Consider the following 20068-nt stretch of genomic DNA (forward strand, 5'->3'; position numbering starts at 1 on the left):
TAATAGGCGAATTACTTAATAAAAACAAAATTTTGTACTTATTCCCTCATTTATTTGTCTCAATTAACTTTTGGATTTCTGCCATAATAACTGCCGTAACTTCTTCAGGTGAAGCTTTTCGTTCGCGATATGGGGCCATATCAAGTGGCTTACCATACACTACCTTTAATTGTTTTAAAGGTTTATAAGGTCCAATAATTGCACAAGGCATCACAACAGCATTCCCGCGAAGCGCGAAGAAACCAGCTCCCGCGAGACCTTTTTGTAGTTGACCGTCTTTACTTCGAGTACCTTCAGGAAATAACCCGACTACTTTTCCATCTTTTAGGAGCGTTAACGCTGTCCGCATTGCTTGTCTGTCACTCATGCCTCTTTTAACTGGAAAAGCCTTCACGTTCGGTAATACACTTTTCAGGATAGGTAATTCAAACAGCTCTTCTTTTGCCATAAAATGAACCGCTCTCGGACAAGTAATCCCTACTACTGGCGGATCAAGATTATCGATATGATTTGTACATAGTAAAACGCCGCCATCTTTAGGAAAATTCTCTTTCCCTATTACTTTTATCCGATAGAACGGATAAAAAATCGCACTACATAGCGCTTTACCTAGTGGATATAAATTCATTTCGCTAACCTCTCTTTGGCTAATCGGCTAATTTCTTTTGCCACTTCTTCAATCGTCATTGAAGTCGTATCAAGAAGAACCGCATCGTCTGCTTGTTTTAAAGGTGATACTTCACGATTTGAATCAGCTTCGTCTCGTTTTCTGATTTCTTCTTGAAGTTCCTCAAGGGAAGAGACAATACCCCGCCTTTTATTTTCTTCATATCGACGAAGGGCTCTTTCTTCAACCGATGCCGTCATAAACACCTTTAATTCCGCGTTGGGCAACACGTGCGTTCCAATATCTCTTCCATCCATCACAACGCCTGAATGACTCCCCAGGTTCCGTTGTTTTTCTACCATTAACTCTCTCACTTGATTATGTGCGGAAACTTGAGAAACCGCAGCAGTGACTTCTGCAGTTCGGATCGCATCCGACACATCAACACCATCTAATTTTACCGCTTGCCCATTTTCTGACGGAACGAGCAAAATCTCTGTCTGTTCAAGTAATTCACCAAGTGCCTCTCCGTCATTAATATCTATGCTTCCCTTTAACGCTTTATACGTCAATGCGCGATACATCGCACCCGTATCAATATACGTATAGCCTAATTTTTCAGCAGTTATTTTCGCAATGGTACTTTTACCAGCTGCAGCTGGCCCATCAATTGCGATTTTCAATCTAGTTAACATGGTATTTACCTCCCACAACAATTCGACAATAGTGTATCATAAACAAAAGAGAAAAGTCCCCATTCAAGAGACTTTTCCCCTTATTTATTTTTCATTTGTAATTGACGTTCAAAACAAAATTGTACGATTTGTTGTCGGTCTACTGTTGAAATTTCTATAAACTCCAAAGACGCAATTTCTTTTCGTTCATCTTCCCAAATTCTAATCACCCTACCCCTAGCACGAACGTATTTAGTTTCACGCTTGGCAAAAGGCAGGACAATTAGTAAAGACACTACTGCATCCTTTTGTAATAAACTTGTATTTTTAATATTAATTGCGATACCACCAGCGCTAATATCTTCTGTAACGAGTTGCACAATACTATCATCTATTTCTACAGCAACATCTATCGCCACCTTAACTCTGACGAACTCACGTCGCTGTATTTTAATAAGTCCTTCGTCGCCTTCGTAAACTAATTTTAACATCGGTACACCATCAATCTGTCGGCCAATTACCTCTGTATTAAAAGCATACGACATGTCTTCCGCATCCGTAAAATTAATAACGAGTTCCGTTCCATCCATAAAAAAAACGGTTCTCCCTGTCTCAAGATGCGTTGGATAATCAATCATGACGAAGTCGTCTCCTAAGTCAATGATTTTACTTCTATACTTGCTGTTATCATCCGAAAATTTCTTTTCAATGATGACTACTGTCCCTATCTGCAATTTCATATGACGTACCCCCGCCTTTAGTCATGCATCTATTATCTCATGACTTGGGAGAAATGCAATAAGCGGTCACGTATATCGAAGGACCTCACACATTTAAAGGCGTCTGTACGACATGCAAAAAATTAAGGCTGTTTTTCAGTTTTAATCACTTCAGCGGTTTCCGTGTCGACAACGACGACATACGTGTCAATTTGGTCATCCACTTCCATTGTGACTGTTAAATAATAAGCTAAACGTTGGTCTAATCGGTCGTTTTCAACGTAAGCAAGTTCTTCTTTAACTACCATAACATTCGAACGGAAAAACTCATTCCAATTTAGTTTCACAATTTCTTGTGGCTTTAAGTTTTCTTTTTGAATATACTCCATCGCATTAAGCCCGATAATTCCACCTGTATCTTTCGCAACTTTTAGATGAATCACATCCGAGAACACCTTCGCGTCATATTCAGGCTCAACTCGAACAAACACAAAATGCCAAGATGTATGATTTTCTCTCGCTTCTTCTAAAACAGTATCCCCGTACCCTGAACTAGACAAAAACTGCTCTGCTTTCCCTTCAATAAACTCGTAGGACTGTACTTCATTTCCGAATGGTCTCTCTGATAAAAATGATAAGACATGACCGCCTTTTTCAGTGATATCAATATAACCGATTGAACTATCCTCAGCAAATCGAATGTGATAGAAAGGGTATGGTGCACCAGGTTTACTATTTTCTACGACAATCGAAGAATTTGAAACCTCCGGAAACAAGAATTTAAATTGCTCGATTGCCTCTTCACGCGTAACTTTTTTATCAGTTAATGCTTGTAATTCTTTTTTCTTTAATGAATCCGACTCACTTGTCGTTAGTGGAAAATCACTTTCAGTATACTGTTTAACCGTTTCCCTCATACCATCCCAGTCGTGCTCTGAATCGATAGAGTCTAGTTGATTTGACCAACTTTCAACTGACACATCGCCTCTAATTAAATTGGCCGTTGCTAATTGCCACTCGTCTGCCATTTCACGCAAGTTAACAGAAGCCTGCGACATCACTTTATGGTATTCTTCTTTATCGTTTACTCGTTCGGATTCCTTTGCATAATTTCCAAGTCTCCCTAAATAATTCATCCATGAATTGGAGAAACCTCTATCGAGCGGTAACGATCCAACTGCATTTTTTACATCTGAAGAAAGCCTCCATATATCTTTTCTTGCATCATCAAAGCCTTCACTCTCATTAAATAATAAAGTTTTCTTCACCGCTGTATCTAATTCTTCTAACTTTTGAGATGCCTCTGTCATTTTCTTGGCATATTGGCCGCTCAGTAAGTAACTTAACTGTTCATTTTCTACATTTTTCTCATAGGCAAATATGGATAGTGCCGCAATTGCATACACTAATACGAATATGATTTTTTTCATAATTGAGCAAAAGTATTGCCGAATGGTGATTTCGGAACTTCCGCGTAGCCTCCCATCGTCAAATTAATCGTGTTCTTATCGCTCTTCAATAACAAAACACATGCAATCCGATTTTCTTTATTTGCGGCCTTGACCAAATCCATTTACTAGTTGCTGTAATTGGGTTGAAATAATAAATTGCATTTTCAGATGGATCCCACCCATTAATGGCGTCAAGCACTGCTTCTCTGGCTCTTTCGTTTGGCGTTAACCAAATTTGCCCATCAGCGACCGCCGTAAATGCACCTGGTTGGAAAATAACCCCACCCACCGTATCAGGAAAATCAGGATGCTCAACACGATTCAAAATAACAGCGGCAACAGCTACTTGTCCTTCATAGGGCTCTCCTCTTGCCTCGCCATAAACTGCATTCGACATGATTTTAATATCTTGATCCGAATATTTTGCAGGCACTTGCGCATTCTGTTTTTGACCGGTTCCTTTTCCAACTTGACCATCAAGCGGCTTACCACCGTAATGGGTGAACTTATTCCCCTTCTCAATATTTGATTTCACATACTTTTCATCGTAATTACTGATGCTAATAAGCTTCTTCTTCGTTCCTTCACCAGCAATCCCATCAACTGGAAGACCATATTGATCCTGAAAATTTCTAAGCGCCCAATAGGTTCCATACCCAAACTTTCCATCAATTGTCCCGGTGTAATAGCCGATATATTGTAGCCTTGCTTGTAACTCAATTACATCGTCACCAAATGCACCTCGCTGAATTTGCTGAGAACTAAAAGCCCCCGAATGAGTTGGTGATATTACATATACACAACTCAACAGAAGCGCAACAAGTACAGTTCGATTCACAAACTTTTTCAAATCCATTCCTCCTTTTCCTTACAGTTTGTCCACATTTTTAAAAAATATGAGATGAAATGCTGAAGATGCCAGGAAAATGCGATAGGCATAAGAAAGTCGAGGTTTGGCAACGTAGTCGAGTCGACTTATGACAACGCATTAAAAGGGGCGACATTCTGTAGGTACGCATGAACTCTCTGTAAAGTTCTATTATGTAAATAGAGAATAAAAAAAGGCTTCTAGCAATGAAAATGCTAAAAACCATCTACAATCATATTTTTTATATTCATATATTTCATAAAAAACTTTCCACAATTGACCATTCAAATATTTATCTTAGTCAACATTTGCTTTCGACCTGAACTGGTGCATCGCCTGAGTATGCGCATATTTCACTCTTGACAAACCAAACCACCAAAGAAAAAGCATAAATGGAATCATCATATATAATGAAAATTTACGAACTAAAAAGATTCCATTATATATAAAGTGAAGTGAGTAAGGAGCAAGAATTGCAAGGAATAACAGAAGTTTCTTATTTGATTCGTCAGCGAATTTAGCTTTCCCCATGTAATACCCCATCACTACGCCAAATAATGCATGACTTGAAACTGGGAGAAGTGCACGCATGAATGCGATATCTGTACCGTATGTAAGTAAATATAAAATATTTTCAACTGTTGCAAACCCCAATGAAATGCTCGCTCCATATAAAATCCCATCATAAGCATCTTCAAATTCAACATGTCGGTAAATGGTTAGCAACAATAAGAGCCATTTAAAGAACTCTTCTAATCCACTCGTAAATACAACATTACGAAAAAAAACATGAGAAAAAATATTTTCTTCCTCAAACACATGCTGGATGAATAATATCGGGAAGGTCATAACCGCACCGTACACGAAAGTATGAAGCAGCGTACGGGATGGTTCTTTGGCAATTTGCTTACGTAAATAAAAATAACTAAATAAAGCCAATCCAGGTGCTATTGCCAAAGTTAATAATATGAACATTCAATCCCCCCTCAAGAAGAGCTAAAAGACGAAGGCATCACCAGGATCTACAATCAACCTTTTAGTCACGACAGTGCGTTTGCAGCCATACTTTAGCAACTCATTGTATCACGTTTTGTGTCATTAAGAGAGTCGCTTTTAATGCTCGTTGTTCATTTTCTCATAAATCGCTTTTGCAATTAATTCTCCATGGAATCTACCATTTTCAATAAAAATCTCGTTTGCATTGTTCCCTGCTGCAACGACCCCGGCAATATACAAATCTTGAATATTTGTTTCCATTGTATACTCATCAAAACGAGGGCGACCGCTTTCACTTTCCGTTTTAATGCCCATTTTCTTTAAAAATGTATAATCCGGATGATACCCTGTCATTGCAAATATATAGTCATGTGGAATGGTTATTTTCTCACCATTTTTTTCTATAAGAAGTGTTGATTCAGTAATTTCAATAACATTCGATTCAAAATGCATCGTAATTGAACCACTTCTTATTAAACTATCAAATTCAGGTAAGATCCATGGCTTGACACTCGGCGAATAATTTTCACCACGATAAACGACGGTCACATTCGCCCCTGCCCTTTCGAGTTCAAGCGCCGCATCAACGGACGAGTTTTTACCCCCAATGACGACAACATCTTTTTGAAAATACGGGTGAGCTTCTTTAAAGTAATGGAAAACATTTGGTGAATTTTCACCTTTAACATTCATCATATTCGGATTATCGTAGTAGCCGGTTGCGACGACAACAAAATTTGCTAAATAGACTTCTTTATCAGTCGTTACTTGGAAACCATCTTCTATTTTCTGGACCTCCGTTACACGTTCAAAACTATTTACTTCTATTCCCGTCATTCTAACAACTTCACGATAGTATACGAGTGCGTCATTTCGTTTTGGCTTTCCCTTTGCTGTAATAAAAGGGATGTCTCCAATGGATAATTTCAAACTCGAACTAAAAAATGTTTGATGGGTAGGATAGTGATAGATAGAATTTACGATATTTCCTTTTTCAATGACAAGTACATCTATCCCCTTTTTCTGCAATTCGATTGCTGCTGATAAACCGCACGGCCCCCCACCGACCACAATCACTTCTCTTTTTTGCATCTACGCTGTTCTCTCCTTTAAAAACTACTCGGTGTAACTGATTGTAATGATATGACATTCCGGTCGCGCACCCAATCGTAAAGGCAAAGTTGTCGTACCATATCCGTTGCTAATCAGTTTCCCTCTTCCTCCAACTGATTCATAGGAACCCTTTTCACTAATTCCAAACTTCCCCAGCCGTATTTGTCCGCCGTGCGTATGACCCGCTAACATTAAAGTTGGATGATAAATTTGCTCCACCTTTTCCCAGACAGCGGGCTGATGACTAACGAATAACACATTTTGATAGTGCTCTATTTTTTCTAAAGCCTGTTCCACATCCAATTTCAAACAGGATGGGTCGTCCGTTCCGCAAATCCCCCATGTAGGATGACAATTAATCTGCATATTTTCATTTTCTAAAATAATACCTTCATGTTGTAAGATTATCTGTCTGATTTTCTCTTCTCCAACTTCTCGATCATTGTTTCCCCAAACGTAAAAGAGTTGACCGAGTTGACTCAGCTTTTGCACGTTACGAGTGATACGTGACAAAGGAACATTTTTTTCTGCTAGATCCCCACCGATGATCACTAAGTCGATATCTTTATCAAGTTTTTTTAATAATTTCTCGTCAATTTTCCTTTTATGAATATCTGAAATGAAAAAAACTTTTAACTTTCGACTAGCGTTCGAACCAGTCCCAACTTTTAAATAATGTCGCACTACATTTCTTTCTTTCGCACTTAAAACCATTCGTAATAGGATTGCCGTGCATAGAAAGAATGTAGTTCCTACAATTTTCTTGAACGTAATAATACACCACCTTTATAAGAAATAGGCAAAGGTTTTAATCTTTGCCTATCTCTACAGTATGATTCATTCTATGTTTATGGGATAATCAATTTTTGTCCAACAGAAATTTCATTGGTTGTTAAACCATTTGCTTGCATAATTTTATTCACACCGTCGCCAGACTTATAATAATTAACTGAGATTCTATACAATGTTTCTCCTGGTGCTACGACATGCGTTCGCGCCTGTTGTTCAACAGCAGACTCGTTCTCTTTTGCTTTAGCTTGTGCTTGTTGCTGTTTTTCTTTCTCGGCTTGCTGACGAGCTGCCTCTTCTTTTCTTTTTTCTTCCTCTTCGGCTTTTGCTTCCGCCTCAGCCTTTGCCCTGGCCGCTTCTTCTTTTGCTTTTTCTTCAGCTTCTATTTGCTCATTCGTTTTTTCATCTTGTTTATTATCTTCTGGTTCTTTATCTTTATCCACCGTAGTCACACGATTTTCATCAGTTTTTTTACTCTTTTCAAACTGAAAATGAGATTCTTCCATTTCCGACGCGATTTTATCACTTGGTGAGTTCCAACTAATAATAACAAACGCCAGTATGCCGATTGGAATGAGTGTAAATAAAACGAGAAGCACATTAATTAATGAATAGCGAGAACGTTTTTTAGGCTTTCTTCTTTTACTATGTAAATCAACACGCGAAAGTGTTTTTCCACCATCTGTTTCCCCGTCTAGTTTGATTTCTTTTCGTTGTTCTTCAAATTCCGTTCTATAGTCATCTTTTTTCACTTTAAATTTCTCCTATCACATGAATGCTCGCCTCTTCATTATGACGAATTTTGTCGTAAAAGTAAACGAACTTCCCATACTTATCCAAGAAGATCCGTTAGTCTTGTTGACCAATCGCCCCATCCTCTTTCGTCCCGCCGCGATTCTATTAAGTAAAGCCAATCAACAGACGTTGTATCACAAATTGAACAGCAAGTTTTAGGCTTCTCTTGTAACGCTTCTCCAAAAATCTGAAGGAGTTTCGCACGGATACATGTCCGCGCTTGGATTAGCCCAATCATATGTTGTAATTGACGCTCCTTTTCCTGACTTTGTTTATTTAATTGCGTTATTGTTTCATCCACTGACATCCGTTCGAAATAATAAAGTAACATACGCCTACCCGTTTCACTCACACCCGCCAACTTTGCCGCCTCGTAAACGGACTTTCTTTCCGCTAGACAGTTAGCGAAATAACGAATCGCACTTTCATCCGGATAATCTTCATGCATAATAAACCTTGTCTTCTGAATGTCCTCTATTGTGTATAATAATGTTGCCGCTGAGCATTCTCCGTCTCTTCCCGCACGCCCAACCTCCTGCATATAATTTGCGACGGTGGATGGGATATGCTCATGGATCACTTGTCTGACGTCATTTTTATGTATGCCCATCCCAAAGGCATTCGTAGCACAAATCCAATTCAGCTCACCACTAATAAATTGCGCTTGGACGAAAGCGCGATCCTCTTGTTCCATACCCGCATGGTAAGAAGATACACCTCCTACCAACTCATTTAATACTTGCGCCAACTCATCTGCTCTTTTCCTTGAACCTACATAAATAATCCCGGGACCTGTTGTATGCGCTACACGATTAATAAGCCAATCTGTTTTAGCCTGTTCGGATGCAAGTTCGAATATCGTATAGGATATATTCGGTCGATCTAATGACTTTTTATGGAGTACAGGGTTTACCAAGTTTAAATAATGTTTAATATCTTGAATCACTTTACGATCTGCAGTAGCTGTTAACGCAAGAACGGTTGGGTTATTTACTGCATGTAAAAATTCACTGACCCTTAAATAATCCGGCCTAAAATCAAATCCCCATTGCGAAATACAATGCGCTTCGTCGACAACGATAAATGCAATTTTCATTTGCTTTATTTTATTTGCTACAGCCGGGGCCATTAACATCTCTGGAGATATAAAAATAAATTTATACCATTCAAGTTGATTGATCATCCGATTGCGTTCTTGATAGGTGTGGAATGAATTTAGTGCAACAACTCGCTTTTCTCCTTGTTGTTTCAAAATAGCGACTTGGTCTTCCATTAAGGCAACAAGTGGCGAAATAATGAGCACGGTACCGTCCAATAAATAGGCAGGCAACTGAAAGCAAAGTGACTTTCCACTACCTGTTGGCAAAATAGCGATTTGGTCGTTTCTAGCGAGTACATCGCGGATTACCTCTTCTTGCCCAGGTCTGAACTGTTCAAATCCAAATTTATCTTTTAACGTTGTAAAGATGTCCACTCCGTCTCCCCTTTCAGCGTTGTGCCTAAAATAAGACGCAATTGAAAATAAGTTAATTGCGGAAATGCTTCTTTTAGTAATCGGAGTCTTTTCGTCTTAAGTTCAACAGATTTCTGTTGCACTTTCAAGCGATCTTCAAACGATACGAATTGTTCTACCGGAAAATCATCATCATTCATTGCAATTTCAACAATATGATCTTCAATGGTACTTAATTTTAATTCACGGGTTGCTGCAATTTCTTCTAATGACAATCCCTTATCAAATAAATTCTTCGTGTTTTCCGAGGACTCTGTTAAGTGTGATGCTATTTTAATATCTTTTGCAATTTCCTTTAAAAAAGGAGTCTTCTCCCTATCAATCGTCTTTAACAATAAATGTAAACTCTCAATGTAATAGAGTTTGATTGATAAAGCAGGCATACGTATCTGATTTTCCAATTGTCCCCACGTCCATCCAGTATGCTGATAGCCTACTAATCGGTGTGTGAAAATAACCTTTTGAATCTCCTCCATGCCACTTTTCTCAAACGCAGTACGTAACTCTGTTTTTAACCGATGCGAAAAGTTCGGATCTTCAATTGGATGTCCTTGTAAAACTTTCTTGACGAACTGTTGGACTTCAATATCTCGTTGTGCCGGCATAAATCGTTTCTCTCCCGCTATAAAATGCGACAACGTCTGTACGATAAGAGACAGTCTAGCAAAAAACATTTCTTCTCGTCCACGGTAATCCCAACCGTTAAAGTGAAAGGGCCGTGCGGATTGTACTAACTTTCGCCCCTTCTCTGTTAAATGCAGAATTGAAGAACGATCAATTACAATATGATTCAATTGCACAAGTTCATTTATCGCTTCATCAAATAGTGGTTTAGGAAGTTTAGGCAATAAACCGAAAAACATTTTCAAATGATAATACTTTACATCTTGAATCGTTTGCCCTGATTGTTTTCCACGCAACAAGTGAAAACCAGCATTCGCTGTTTTTTCTCCATCTAATTTGCTAAATAGAACACAAAGTAGCGTTGAAAGATTCATTTTTATGGCCTCCTCACCCGAAAGTTGTAGTATTATGTTGAAAACTGTTAAAAACAGCATTAGAATAGAGGATGTACTGAAATGCTACGTTCGAAGAAAAGAGGGAAGACATACATGCCTAAGTATACAATCGTCGACCAAGATACGTGCATCGCGTGTGGAGCTTGTGGGGCTGCTGCTCCTGACATATATGATTACGATGATGACGGAATTGCTTTTGTTATTCTTGATGATAACACGGGTACCGTACAAGTTCCAGAAGAACTACTAGAGGACATGGAGGACGGCTTTGAAGGTTGTCCAACTGATTCTATAAAAGTTGCAGATGCACCGTTTGACGGAGACGCTTTAAAATATGAAGACTAAAAAAATGCTGCGCTAGACATTCTAGCACAGCACTTTTTTTATTCAGACAACAACTTTGCACGTTGTTGATTAATCCAATTTTTCATTCGACTATATAACATAATTGAGACGACTGTTAGTAGAATACCTTTCAAAATATTAAACGGAAGGATTCCAAGGACAATCATTTTATATAATGCATCGCCTGTTACGGGCGTCATATTTAAGAAGTAAGTATACATCGGTAGGAAAATAAGGTAGTTTAATATACTCATCCCAATTGCCATCGAAACAGTTCCGGCAATAAATCCACCTAGTAAACCTTTCGTACTTTTAAACTTTGTAAAGATGTAATAGATTGGCAAGATAAATAGCAATCCTGTAGCGAAGTTGGCAATTTCACCAACCGGTACACCTGTAGGGCTCCCACTTAAAAACCAGTGCAAGACGTTTTTGATTAACTCGACTGCAATGCCTGCAATCGGTCCCATCGTCATAATTGCAATAACAGCTGGCACTTCCCCAAAGTCAAACTTTAAAAATGCAGGTAGCGCTGGTAACGGAAAATTAAATTGCATTAATACTGTTGCAATACTTCCTAGCATGGCGACAAGCACCATTTTACGTAACTTTTTACTATTCATGTTCCTCTCTCCTTGTCCGATTCACTTCATCCAAGAGGAAAGGGCATTCGTCTTGTTTATTTATGTCCACAACACTATTTGGGTGCCAACTAGTAATAAAAAACCCCTAAAGCGTATTCACTTTAGGGAGTTGTAGGTACACAAATAAACGTTCGATTAATTCCGCATTTCGCTTCTTTAATCGGAACTTTCATCGAATAAAATATTTTTATCCGTATGAAATAAGCGTTCTAATTATGTGTTTTTGCACATAATAGACGGCTGCACCTTCACCTTCTCCCATCCAGACTATACTGTCGGCTCTAGAATCTCACTAGAATCAGCTAGATTAGCTCGCGGGCTCAGAAAACATTCTCCTATTACCGCCGGTCGGGAATCACACCCTGCCCCGAAGATGAATCAATATTAAATTTTCTTACATTTATAGTATACAATAGAAAAAAGAGTTTGTAAACTAGCTAGTTTACAAACGATTGAGTCAAGTTTTTGCGGGTACAATTTAAAGCGGAGTTTTTCTCTTCTTAGATAGGTAAGTATTCCGTTTTTAAAAATACCAAATAAACCATGTTGATTTCCGTTCCGAGCGGACGCGTTCCGTGGGGCGGGCGGTGAGCCAGTCGCACAACGAAGAGTGCGACTTGCCGTATTTCTGCATGGTTTTGGCAGAAATTAAGGCATCCTACTTGGATATCGCTGCTCATAACGCTTCGCTTTTACTCGCAAAAGCCGTTCTTCGTGACGGCTCTTCCTGCGGGGTCTCACCTAGGAAAAAGTGAACTACCTTTTTCCCTGCTAAATCCCACCGGAGTCGCCGCTCTGCACTCCAATCAACAGAGATTCCATATATATAAATTTCTGTAAACGCATGTAACTAAATATCTTCGTTAACTCAATATCCCTGTAGTCCTTTTAAAACTTGATAAACAGGGTGCTTTATCACAGTTCTCGGCTATTATTTGATCGATCTCTGTTAAGAGCTGAGTGAACGCGGCTGAATAAGTTTGTTGAAGTGTTCTAAATAAATCTGTTTCAATCTCTTTCATGTTGGTAATTTCGTGTTATTTTTAATCATATGGGTTCTCTCCTGTAGTGTTTGTCTGCAAACTTCACTATACAAGAAGAGGGCCCTTTTTTCATGTTTTTAAATCTAAATTATTCCATGTGCAAACCAATTAATCGGAGTGGAAATCGGCGACTCCTGCGGGAACAGCGCGAGCCGAAGACCCTGGACTGAGCGCAGCGAGGGAAGCGGCTGAGGCCGTGCCCGCGGAAAGCGTCCGATTGGAACGGAGATTAATTGTGTTATAGAACTTTTATTTATTCCCCTACAAACATTTTACTCATACTTTACAAACTCTTCGTTATTCCAACAATAAGTTTACCGGATTGCTAGCGACCGGTATTGGTAATGTTGAAGATAATTCATACCTTCCAAGCTTCTCTTGTGTCACATTCTCTAGCTTTACCGCCAACTGAAATTGTTCAGCGGTTAACATGAATCCCTCAATCATTAAGCGAGCCTGGTCATCATTCATTTGCGATAAATCAAGTGCGTCTTTGAATCGAATAAATGCGGTATCTTCCGCTACCCAAACATCATAGTGTACCGATTCGGGAACTAAACTTTCAAAGTCATCACTGTACTGCTTCTTCATATTCAATAACGCTTCCTCTGCAGTTTCCGCCAAATCCCCAGCGTCTTGAGGCACGATAAAGGTTTGTCCAGATGGTAACGTGTATTTGTAATAGGAAGCTGCATAACCGTCCTGATTTAATTGTATCGCATCCATCGGTCCAACTTGGCTAAATTCGATTGGGTCACCATTTTCCTTCACAGGTAAAAATGTCGAAAAGTCGCTGAATGTCGATTTCATCATCCCTTCATAAACTTGAATCGAAGCGGAAGATTGATCATAAGGATGGTGACTTGGAAGTTTATGACGGACCATCCCGTCTTCAACAATTAACTCTCCTTCAATGGGGTGATAGTGATCAAAACCCAAAGCTCCCTCATGTATTTGATTAGCATACTTTTGATAGAGCGCTACACTGTTTGGATTTCCCACTTGAAAATCTTTACGAATTTGTTCTGAAGGGATAAGGAATGTAACAGGAATCACGTGTGCTCGAGATACGAGACCTATTTGAAAAGGGATATACCCATTTAGTTCTTCCGCCAATAAAAGATGGCTACTTTGCTCCTCAATAAGTAACGCGGCCTCTTCTATACTCTTTTCTGCTTCCGCCATTTCATCTGCTGAATCGTCCATTTGCATAAATGTAGATTCCGAAGCACTATCCGACTGATGTTGACCATCCTTTAGCATGGACGGAATTAATAAGCTGAAAAACAGAACTGCAGCTATGGCTACTACGGTGGGCATCCATTTCCAAGACTTCTTCTCAACCGGCTGATCGTCTTGTAATCGTTTATCATTTTTCAGACGTATATATACTTCTTCCATGGATCGATTGTCTTCAGGTGCAGGCATTTGACTGAGCATCTTTTCAATCTTTTCTTCGGTCCACTTCTCTTTATCCATCTTCTGTCCCCCCTTCTTGCGAAAAAGTCGTTAACTTCTTTTGAAGTGCTCTAATCGCCCGATGCTGAGTCGTTTTCACTTTCGCTTCGGACCATCCTAAGATTTCTGCGGCTTCTGAAATTGATAGATCATGTAAGTAGCGCATATGAATGACAAGCTTTTGGTCACCCGTGCACGTTTCCAGTGCGCCCAAAAGTTCTGACATTTGTTCATTCATCACGACAAAATCTCCTGGTAAAGGGCGGGGACTGGCAAGTTCGCTCTTCTCCCAGTCAAAGCGGTCGAAATCATGTTTTTTTCTAACTGTTTGTTTTCTAAAATGATCAATGGCTACGTTTTTTGCGATTGAAAATAACCAAGTCTTTTCCGAGCTTTTTCCTTCGAATCCTTGATAAGCCCTTAAGACCCGCACATAAACTTCATGTACAAGGTCTTCTGCTTGCTCCCGGCTCCTTGTTAAATAGATTAGAAACTTGAATAGATCCTGATGGTATTCTTCATATAACCGATGAAATACGGAGTCATCCATATAATCCCCCCGCTCAATGTATTAGTCGTTCCACTTCATCATTCGTTACATTTTTTTATTGGAAGGGTAACAGTCATAATCGTCCCGTTTACTTCTCCCCTGGATGCGGTAATCATTCCATGGTGTGCATCAATAATATTTTTCGCAATGGAAAGACCTAATCCTGTACCGCCTTTCACACGTGTTCTTGCTTTATCAGCTTTGTAAAACCTTTCGAATATAAACTGTAAGTCCTCTTCGGGAATCCCATCCCCCGTATCAGCAACTGTCATTTGACACGTTTCTCCATACACATTAACCGTTAATAATACATCGCCATTTTCGGGCGTATGACGTATCGCATTGTCAATTAAATTCGTAAATACTTGTTCGATTCGATCTTCATCTATGTCCAAAATTATTTGTTCATCGGGATGTTGAAATGAAAGATTGACATTTTCTTCACGTGCTACTTGACTAAACTTATGGACAATCCTACCTAAAAACGGAAGAACAGATACTTCCTCTTTATAAAGCGTCATATGGCCTGATTCCATTCTAGCAAGGTCGAGTAAATCAGTTACAAGTCGCCCCATTCGAAGCGATTCTTCGTGAATTACTTGAATAATTTCATCCCTTTCCTCATCACTTTCTGTAACGCCATCAAGTATCGCTTCGCTATACCCTTGTAGCATCGATATAGGCGTTCTTAATTCATGAGAAACATTAGCGATAAAATCAGATCGAAGCTTGTCTAATTGATGTTGTGCAGTCATATCCCGAAGCACCGCTACAGCCCCACGTATACTACTTCCACTATAAAGCGGACTGATTGAAATCGTATAAAATTTTCCATTTAAAAGAAGTTCGTCTTCTACTTCTTCTGAGAAGTTGATGGAATGTTCAAGCATGTGTAGCAACTCTGGCGGTAAAGAGTCATCGGATGAACCATTCGCGAAATACCAATTTTGCAAAAGTTTCTCCGCCTCTGGATTGCTTAATAAAATCGTGCCATCACTGTTAAAGGTAATGACCGCATCTGCCATCGAAGTTAAAATACTATAAAGTTGTTCTTTTTCTTGACTGATGAGCTCAACATGATATTTTAATTGTCTCCCCATCTGATTGAAGGCTGTCGCCAACTGTCCAATCTCGTCACTTTGCAGCGTAGGTAATCGCGTATCGAAGTTCCCTTTAGATAATTCATTTGCAGCTTGTCGCATTTTTCTCAAGGGCAAAGTAATTCGGGTAGATAAGAAAAAAGCGAAGATGGTCGTTAAAATGAATGCTATAAATGCAGAAAGAAATACGATATTTGTCGTTTTCTTCGTAGTCGCTTGAATCGCTTCTAAACTTTGATAAATATAGACCGTTCCATTTGCGCCAGCTTCTGTAGTAAATGGATCAGCCAAAACGATATATTGTTCCATCATTCCTTCTTCGGTAATTGAAGGCATCATAATCTCTTTGGTCACACCATTGTTCAACTTATTATCGGAGGAAAATGCGGGGGTTGAAAGGATTTTCCTTTCAATTCTACTTTTATTAAGCCCAATATGGTAAGAGTGCGTAACTAATCCTTTTTCATCCGTAATAAATGCATTTGTTTCTTCGTCTAATACGTCATGAATAATGATTGGCATTAACGGCTGACCTTGATGTTCCAACACGACATTCGCAATCATTTTTGCTTCCCGTCGTAGTGAATCCTCGGCTTGTTCTCTATGGAAATTCCCTAAAAACTCAAGTAATAATGCAGTGACAATAAATAAAATAAAAGTAACGAGAAGCAATATGGTTGCCCATAGCTTCCCGACGATTGAATTCCATATTCTATTCATTCTAAAGCCTCGAACTTATATCCGACGCCCCAAACAGTAACAATCATTTTAGCAGAACTTTCGGAAACGCGACTCAACTTTTCTCGTAAGCGCTTTATATGAGTATCTACGGTACGCAAATCACCGAAAAACTCATAATGCCATACTTCTTTCAATAATTGTTCTCTGTCAAAAACCTTATCCGGAGATTTCGCTAAAAAGTATAGAAGTTCGTATTCCTTTGGTGTTAAATTAACTTCTTGACCTTCTGCAGTCACGCGATGTGCATCATGGTCGATTGTTAAGTTAGGAAACACAACAAGGTCTTTCGAAGTTGAAGCAGAACTACTAGGAAAGGTTGCAGACCTTCTTAAAATTGCTTTAATTCGCAAGACTACTTCACGTGGACTAAAAGGTTTCACAATATAATCATCCGCACCAGTTTCAAATCCGGTTACTCGGTCCGACTCTTCACCTTTAGCAGTTAGCATAATGACAGGCGTCATGTTCCCTTGATCTCTTAAAGTAGACAACACTTCAAGACCGTCTTTCTCCGGCATCATCTGGTCTAATAAAATACAATTATATTCATTAGTAGTTGCTTTTTCTAATGCTTCAGCACCGTCTGCGGCTTCATCTACTTCATAGCCCTCACGGTTTAAATACATATTTAATAAACGACGAATGCGATCCTCGTCATCTACAACCAAAACTGATACTTTTTCTTCCATTATGAATAGCCCCTTTCAACAAACTCTCACTCTATATTGTACAAGTGTTTCTGTTTAAAAGAAATAAAAAGACTGTACAGGATAAAGGTTCAACCCGTACAGTCTTGTTCTTTATGCGTATGAATGAAGTCCAGCGAGTATCATATTCACTGCAATAAAGTTAAACATGATTAGAATGAACCCTATAACCATAAGCCAAGCTGACTTTTTCCCTTCCCATCCACGCGATAAACGTAAATGTAAAAATGCTGCATAGAAAAGCCATGTAATGAGTGCCCAAACTTCTTTCGGGTCCCATCCCCAAAACCTTGACCACGCCTCATGCGCCCAAATCATCGCAAAGATTAAGCCACCTAATGTAAACACTGGGAAACCGATCAGAACAGCTCGGTAACCAATCTCATCCATCAGTTGCGTATTCGCCTTCTTCGACAATGGTTGAAGAACCGCAGCAAGAGGTCTTCTAACGATAAGTCTTAATAGAATGTACAACACGGTTCCCACGAAAAATGACCATGTCGTTGTCGTTAACTTTTTGGCATCGATAATTGCAGGCGTTTCAGCCCATGGTTGCATGGTTCCTTCCGTTAATGCCTCATACTGATGCATACCAAAGAGGGGCGGCATGTGATAAGTCACTTGGTCAACTTGTTCATTTTTATTAACAAACGTAAACTGCGCTTCATAGCCCGCGACTCTAAATCCTGTTGTCGCGATGATAAAACCTACACATAATACTAATGTATAGACAATCACTTCTAACCAAAACCTTTCGTTAGAAGGCTTTTTCACATTTACTTTTTTCAAAAGTAAAACAAATCCAGCAACTGCGGAAATCGCTAAAATGGCTTCTCCTAAAATCGTTGTAATCACGTGTACCGCTAACCATTTACTTTTCAAAGCAGGGATTAACGGTGTTACTTCCGTCGGGAACATCGTTGCATAGCCGATAATAATAATGGCAGTTGGTAAAGCAAATAGTCCTAATGAAGGCGTTTTATACAGATAATAGAGTAAAATGAATGCTGCAACAAGCATCATACCTAATGCCGTAACAGCTTCAAACATATTACTGACAGGTGCATGTCCTGATGCCATCCATCTTGTAATGAAGTAACCTACATGTGTTAAAAAGCCGATAATCGTAATCACAATGCCAATCGTTCCAGATCGGCTGTTCCCATAAGATGCTTGGGATTTAGCACCCTTTACCGCGCCACCGAAGAACAGTGTTGCAATTAAATAGGCAAAGAATGAAATCAGTAATAAATTCGAACTTAAAGATGCGAGTTCCATTATGTAAAGTCCCCTTCCTCATCGTCCAAAACAGACTCCGTGTCTTCACGGTCTTCATATTGTGGCAAGCCCGCATATTCTTTCACTTGAGCCATATCCTTTTTTAAGGAGAACCAGTTTTTATTCGTATGGCTGGCAATAAACATCTCATTATTTTCTCCTTTTTGTATCCAAATTCGGCGGTGATTCCAATACGAACCTTGCGCTACACCAATCATGAAAATAATTCCACCGAGGAGTAATAAATATAACGTTTTATCTTTACGTATTGTAAGGCCTGAAATATTACGAGTTTCAGCACTTAAAAAGTTCACCTTATAATCATTTTCTTCTGCTTCTACTGTTTGACGTATCGCAACAAAACTGATTTCCCCTTTTGGCTTTTCGGGTGTAATCATTTTAAAGAAGAATGCAGGGTTGTTCGGTAATGGCGTTTTAGACGTCGGTTCACCATCTACAAATCCGTCATAATCAGGATAGTAGTCTCTGAGTTCAACAGACGCGCCATTGCCTAAATCATAAACTCGTTCTGGTGTCACTAGATCCACCGTAAACTCTCCGAGTGACTTTTCCGACGATTTTTCTGTCAATTGGAATGTCATCGATTTCAGTTCATCTGTCCGATAATCCATTTGGAAAATACTATAGCCATCGAAAGTTAACGGTTTATTCACGACAATTGGATACTCTTTTACTAGAGATATATTGTCAGATTGTCCAGGGAGTCCGCCTTCTTCTTGCTTATACAAGGCAATATCGGTTTGGAATTCTTTCACAATCGTACCGTTACGCTCCAATGCCGTCTCAAAAACTGCATTGTCTTCCTCTGAGTAGGTTTCAAGTGTAAACCCTTTGTTTTCAATAAAATACCCCGGCGCGCCAGGAACCTCAAGCATTTCTCCTTCTCTTAACCATAATGTTTCATCCACATAAAATCCTGGGATACCTCGAAGTAGAATAGCCCCTAAAAAGATTAGTAGTCCTGTATGGTTGACGTAGGGACCCCATCTTGAAAACCGATTTTTTTCGGCTAGAATGGCACCGTTTTCAACTTTTACGTGATAACGTAATTGCTTTAGTTTTTCTTCTGCTTTCGTTAAAGACTCGTCCGCGTTCTCGACCGAACCATGCCCGTAGACACGCTGTCGCTTCAAAAATGAAGTGTGTCGTTTCGTACGTTGTTGTTTTAAAGATTTATATAATGGAACGACCCTATCCACACTCGCAATCAGAATTGATGTGCCGAGCATCCCAACTAAGGTAATAAACCACCAACTATTATACATATCATAGAAACCTAGTTTATAATAAATAACACCTACAACACCATATAAACGTTCATAATATGCTGCAATCTCTGCTTCAGTGTTTCCCGGAACATATAATTTTTGTGGGAAAATTGTACCGATTGCTGATGTCACTAAAACAGCGACAATAATACTAACTCCAATTTTAACACTTGAAAAGAAATTCCATATTTTATCAATGATCGTTCTCTTATACGTTTGCGATCTACGTGCGGACCCTTCGTAACGCATATCTACTGTCTTACTGTTTTTCGCTTCCTCCGTTTGTGGCCGACCGCATTGCTCACAAAGTACCGTGCCGAAAGGGTTTTCGTGACCGCACTGGCATTTGATTTTGCTCATTTGTATCGC

General features: G+C 39.3%; 19 protein-coding genes and 1 riboswitch. Of the genes, 1 reads left to right on the forward strand and 18 read right to left on the reverse strand.

The window, feature by feature from the left end; all coding sequences use genetic code 11:
* Nucleotides 1-46: 46 nt before the first annotated feature.
* The 11 genes from BI350_RS11385 to BI350_RS11435 all read right to left on the reverse strand — a co-directional run bounded on the left by BI350_RS11385 (nucleotide 47) and on the right by BI350_RS11435 (nucleotide 10523).
* Nucleotides 47-628, reverse strand: coding sequence for a lysophospholipid acyltransferase family protein (locus tag BI350_RS11385; protein WP_075528222.1), 582 nt, complete (start codon nucleotides 626-628; stop codon nucleotides 47-49).
* A complete protein-coding gene (gene cmk, locus BI350_RS11390) occupies nucleotides 625-1302 on the reverse strand; it encodes a (d)CMP kinase (RefSeq protein WP_075528223.1) in 678 nt (225 codons plus the stop codon). Before cmk ends, BI350_RS11385 begins: the two co-directional genes overlap by 4 nt.
* An 80-nt stretch (nucleotides 1303-1382) precedes the next feature.
* Nucleotides 1383-2021 carry a flagellar brake protein gene (locus BI350_RS11395; protein ID WP_075528224.1) on the reverse strand — a complete coding sequence of 213 codons (639 nt, stop codon included), beginning with the start codon at nucleotides 2019-2021 and terminating at the stop codon, nucleotides 1383-1385.
* Nucleotides 2022-2143: 122 nt separating this feature from the next.
* A complete protein-coding gene (locus tag BI350_RS11400; RefSeq protein ID WP_075528225.1) occupies nucleotides 2144-3430 on the reverse strand; it encodes a PepSY1/2 domain-containing protein in 1287 nt (428 codons plus the stop codon).
* Between the two features lie 85 nt (nucleotides 3431-3515).
* On the reverse strand, nucleotides 3516-4301 hold the full coding sequence (sleB, locus tag BI350_RS11405; RefSeq protein ID WP_425423229.1) for a spore cortex-lytic enzyme: 786 nt from the start codon (nucleotides 4299-4301) through the stop codon (nucleotides 3516-3518).
* 315 nt (nucleotides 4302-4616) lie between these two features.
* Nucleotides 4617-5294 carry a glutamic-type intramembrane protease PrsW gene (prsW, locus tag BI350_RS11410; protein ID WP_075528227.1) on the reverse strand — a complete coding sequence of 226 codons (678 nt, stop codon included), beginning with the start codon at nucleotides 5292-5294 and terminating at the stop codon, nucleotides 4617-4619.
* A gap of 138 nt (nucleotides 5295-5432) precedes the next feature.
* Complete coding sequence (locus BI350_RS11415; protein ID WP_075528228.1) at nucleotides 5433-6407, reverse strand: YpdA family putative bacillithiol disulfide reductase; 975 nt, start codon at nucleotides 6405-6407, stop codon at nucleotides 5433-5435.
* A 24-nt stretch (nucleotides 6408-6431) separates the two neighbouring features.
* Nucleotides 6432-7112, reverse strand: coding sequence for a metallophosphoesterase (locus tag BI350_RS11420; protein ID WP_168157266.1), 681 nt, complete (start codon nucleotides 7110-7112; stop codon nucleotides 6432-6434).
* A gap of 164 nt (nucleotides 7113-7276) precedes the next feature.
* Nucleotides 7277-7969 (reverse strand): LysM peptidoglycan-binding domain-containing protein, encoded by a 693-nt coding sequence (locus BI350_RS11425; RefSeq protein ID WP_075528230.1) that lies wholly within the window; start codon nucleotides 7967-7969, stop codon nucleotides 7277-7279.
* An 80-nt stretch (nucleotides 7970-8049) separates the two neighbouring features.
* The gene (locus BI350_RS11430) at nucleotides 8050-9486 is read right to left on the reverse strand and encodes a RecQ family ATP-dependent DNA helicase (protein WP_075528231.1); all 1437 of its coding nucleotides are present in this window, start codon (nucleotides 9484-9486) and stop codon (nucleotides 8050-8052) included.
* Entirely contained in the window at nucleotides 9465-10523 is a 1059-nt protein-coding gene (locus tag BI350_RS11435) for a YpbB family protein (RefSeq protein WP_075528232.1), read from the reverse strand. Before BI350_RS11435 ends, BI350_RS11430 begins: the two co-directional genes overlap by 22 nt.
* Before the next feature lie 114 nt (nucleotides 10524-10637).
* Here BI350_RS11435 and BI350_RS11440 point away from each other — a divergent pair, with 114 nt between their 5' ends.
* The gene (locus BI350_RS11440; protein WP_075529354.1) at nucleotides 10638-10889 is read left to right on the forward strand and encodes a 4Fe-4S domain-containing protein; all 252 of its coding nucleotides are present in this window, start codon (nucleotides 10638-10640) and stop codon (nucleotides 10887-10889) included.
* Nucleotides 10890-10927: 38 nt separating this feature from the next.
* Here the strand turns inward: BI350_RS11440 and BI350_RS11445 are convergent, their stop codons facing one another.
* From BI350_RS11445 to resB, 7 genes are all read right to left on the reverse strand, one after another.
* On the reverse strand, nucleotides 10928-11512 hold the full coding sequence (locus tag BI350_RS11445; protein WP_075528233.1) for an ECF transporter S component: 585 nt from the start codon (nucleotides 11510-11512) through the stop codon (nucleotides 10928-10930).
* A gap of 267 nt (nucleotides 11513-11779) precedes the next feature.
* Nucleotides 11780-11912: riboswitch (FMN riboswitch) on the reverse strand.
* Between the two features lie 961 nt (nucleotides 11913-12873).
* Nucleotides 12874-14055 (reverse strand): hypothetical protein, encoded by a 1182-nt coding sequence (locus BI350_RS11450; RefSeq protein ID WP_075528234.1) that lies wholly within the window; start codon nucleotides 14053-14055, stop codon nucleotides 12874-12876.
* The gene (locus tag BI350_RS11455) at nucleotides 14048-14584 is read right to left on the reverse strand and encodes a sigma-70 family RNA polymerase sigma factor (RefSeq protein ID WP_075528235.1); all 537 of its coding nucleotides are present in this window, start codon (nucleotides 14582-14584) and stop codon (nucleotides 14048-14050) included. Before BI350_RS11455 ends, BI350_RS11450 begins: the two co-directional genes overlap by 8 nt.
* Nucleotides 14585-14622: 38 nt before the next feature.
* On the reverse strand, nucleotides 14623-16404 hold the full coding sequence (locus BI350_RS11460) for an ATP-binding protein (protein WP_075528236.1): 1782 nt from the start codon (nucleotides 16402-16404) through the stop codon (nucleotides 14623-14625).
* Nucleotides 16401-17114, reverse strand: a complete 714-nt coding sequence (locus BI350_RS11465; RefSeq protein WP_075528237.1) for a response regulator transcription factor — start codon at nucleotides 17112-17114, stop codon at nucleotides 16401-16403. Before BI350_RS11465 ends, BI350_RS11460 begins: the two co-directional genes overlap by 4 nt.
* 111 nt (nucleotides 17115-17225) lie before the next feature.
* Nucleotides 17226-18410 (reverse strand): c-type cytochrome biogenesis protein CcsB, encoded by a 1185-nt coding sequence (gene ccsB, locus BI350_RS11470; protein ID WP_075528238.1) that lies wholly within the window; start codon nucleotides 18408-18410, stop codon nucleotides 17226-17228.
* Nucleotides 18410-20059 (reverse strand): cytochrome c biogenesis protein ResB, encoded by a 1650-nt coding sequence (gene resB / locus BI350_RS11475; RefSeq protein ID WP_075528239.1) that lies wholly within the window; start codon nucleotides 20057-20059, stop codon nucleotides 18410-18412. Before resB ends, ccsB begins: the two co-directional genes overlap by 1 nt.
* Nucleotides 20060-20068 lie beyond the last annotated feature (9 nt).

Origin of the sequence: Sporosarcina ureilytica (genome assembly GCF_001753205.1) — a bacterium.
GTDB lineage: Bacteria > Bacillota > Bacilli > Bacillales_A > Planococcaceae > Sporosarcina > Sporosarcina ureilytica.

What these genes read in the sequence shown, in the direction of transcription:
- BI350_RS11440 (WP_075529354.1), top strand. Translation starts at nt 10,638, where the DNA reads ATGCCTAAGTATACAATCGTCGACCAAGATACGTGCATCGCGTGTGGA.
- BI350_RS11400 (WP_075528225.1), bottom strand. Translation starts at nt 3,430, where the DNA reads ATGAAAAAAATCATATTCGTATTAGTGTATGCAATTGCGGCACTATCC.
- BI350_RS11465 (WP_075528237.1), bottom strand. Translation starts at nt 17,114, where the DNA reads ATGGAAGAAAAAGTATCAGTTTTGGTTGTAGATGACGAGGATCGCATT.
- BI350_RS11435 (WP_075528232.1), bottom strand. Translation starts at nt 10,523, where the DNA reads ATGAATCTTTCAACGCTACTTTGTGTTCTATTTAGCAAATTAGATGGA.
- BI350_RS11385 (WP_075528222.1), bottom strand. Translation starts at nt 628, where the DNA reads ATGAATTTATATCCACTAGGTAAAGCGCTATGTAGTGCGATTTTTTAT.
- BI350_RS11450 (WP_075528234.1), bottom strand. Translation starts at nt 14,055, where the DNA reads ATGGATAAAGAGAAGTGGACCGAAGAAAAGATTGAAAAGATGCTCAGT.
- resB (WP_075528239.1), bottom strand. Translation starts at nt 20,059, where the DNA reads ATGAGCAAAATCAAATGCCAGTGCGGTCACGAAAACCCTTTCGGCACG.
- BI350_RS11415 (WP_075528228.1), bottom strand. Translation starts at nt 6,407, where the DNA reads ATGCAAAAAAGAGAAGTGATTGTGGTCGGTGGGGGGCCGTGCGGTTTA.
- BI350_RS11395 (WP_075528224.1), bottom strand. Translation starts at nt 2,021, where the DNA reads ATGAAATTGCAGATAGGGACAGTAGTCATCATTGAAAAGAAATTTTCG.
- cmk (WP_075528223.1), bottom strand. Translation starts at nt 1,302, where the DNA reads ATGTTAACTAGATTGAAAATCGCAATTGATGGGCCAGCTGCAGCTGGT.
- BI350_RS11455 (WP_075528235.1), bottom strand. Translation starts at nt 14,584, where the DNA reads ATGGATGACTCCGTATTTCATCGGTTATATGAAGAATACCATCAGGAT.
- prsW (WP_075528227.1), bottom strand. Translation starts at nt 5,294, where the DNA reads ATGTTCATATTATTAACTTTGGCAATAGCACCTGGATTGGCTTTATTT.
- BI350_RS11445 (WP_075528233.1), bottom strand. Translation starts at nt 11,512, where the DNA reads ATGAATAGTAAAAAGTTACGTAAAATGGTGCTTGTCGCCATGCTAGGA.
- ccsB (WP_075528238.1), bottom strand. Translation starts at nt 18,410, where the DNA reads ATGGAACTCGCATCTTTAAGTTCGAATTTATTACTGATTTCATTCTTT.
- BI350_RS11460 (WP_075528236.1), bottom strand. Translation starts at nt 16,404, where the DNA reads ATGAATAGAATATGGAATTCAATCGTCGGGAAGCTATGGGCAACCATA.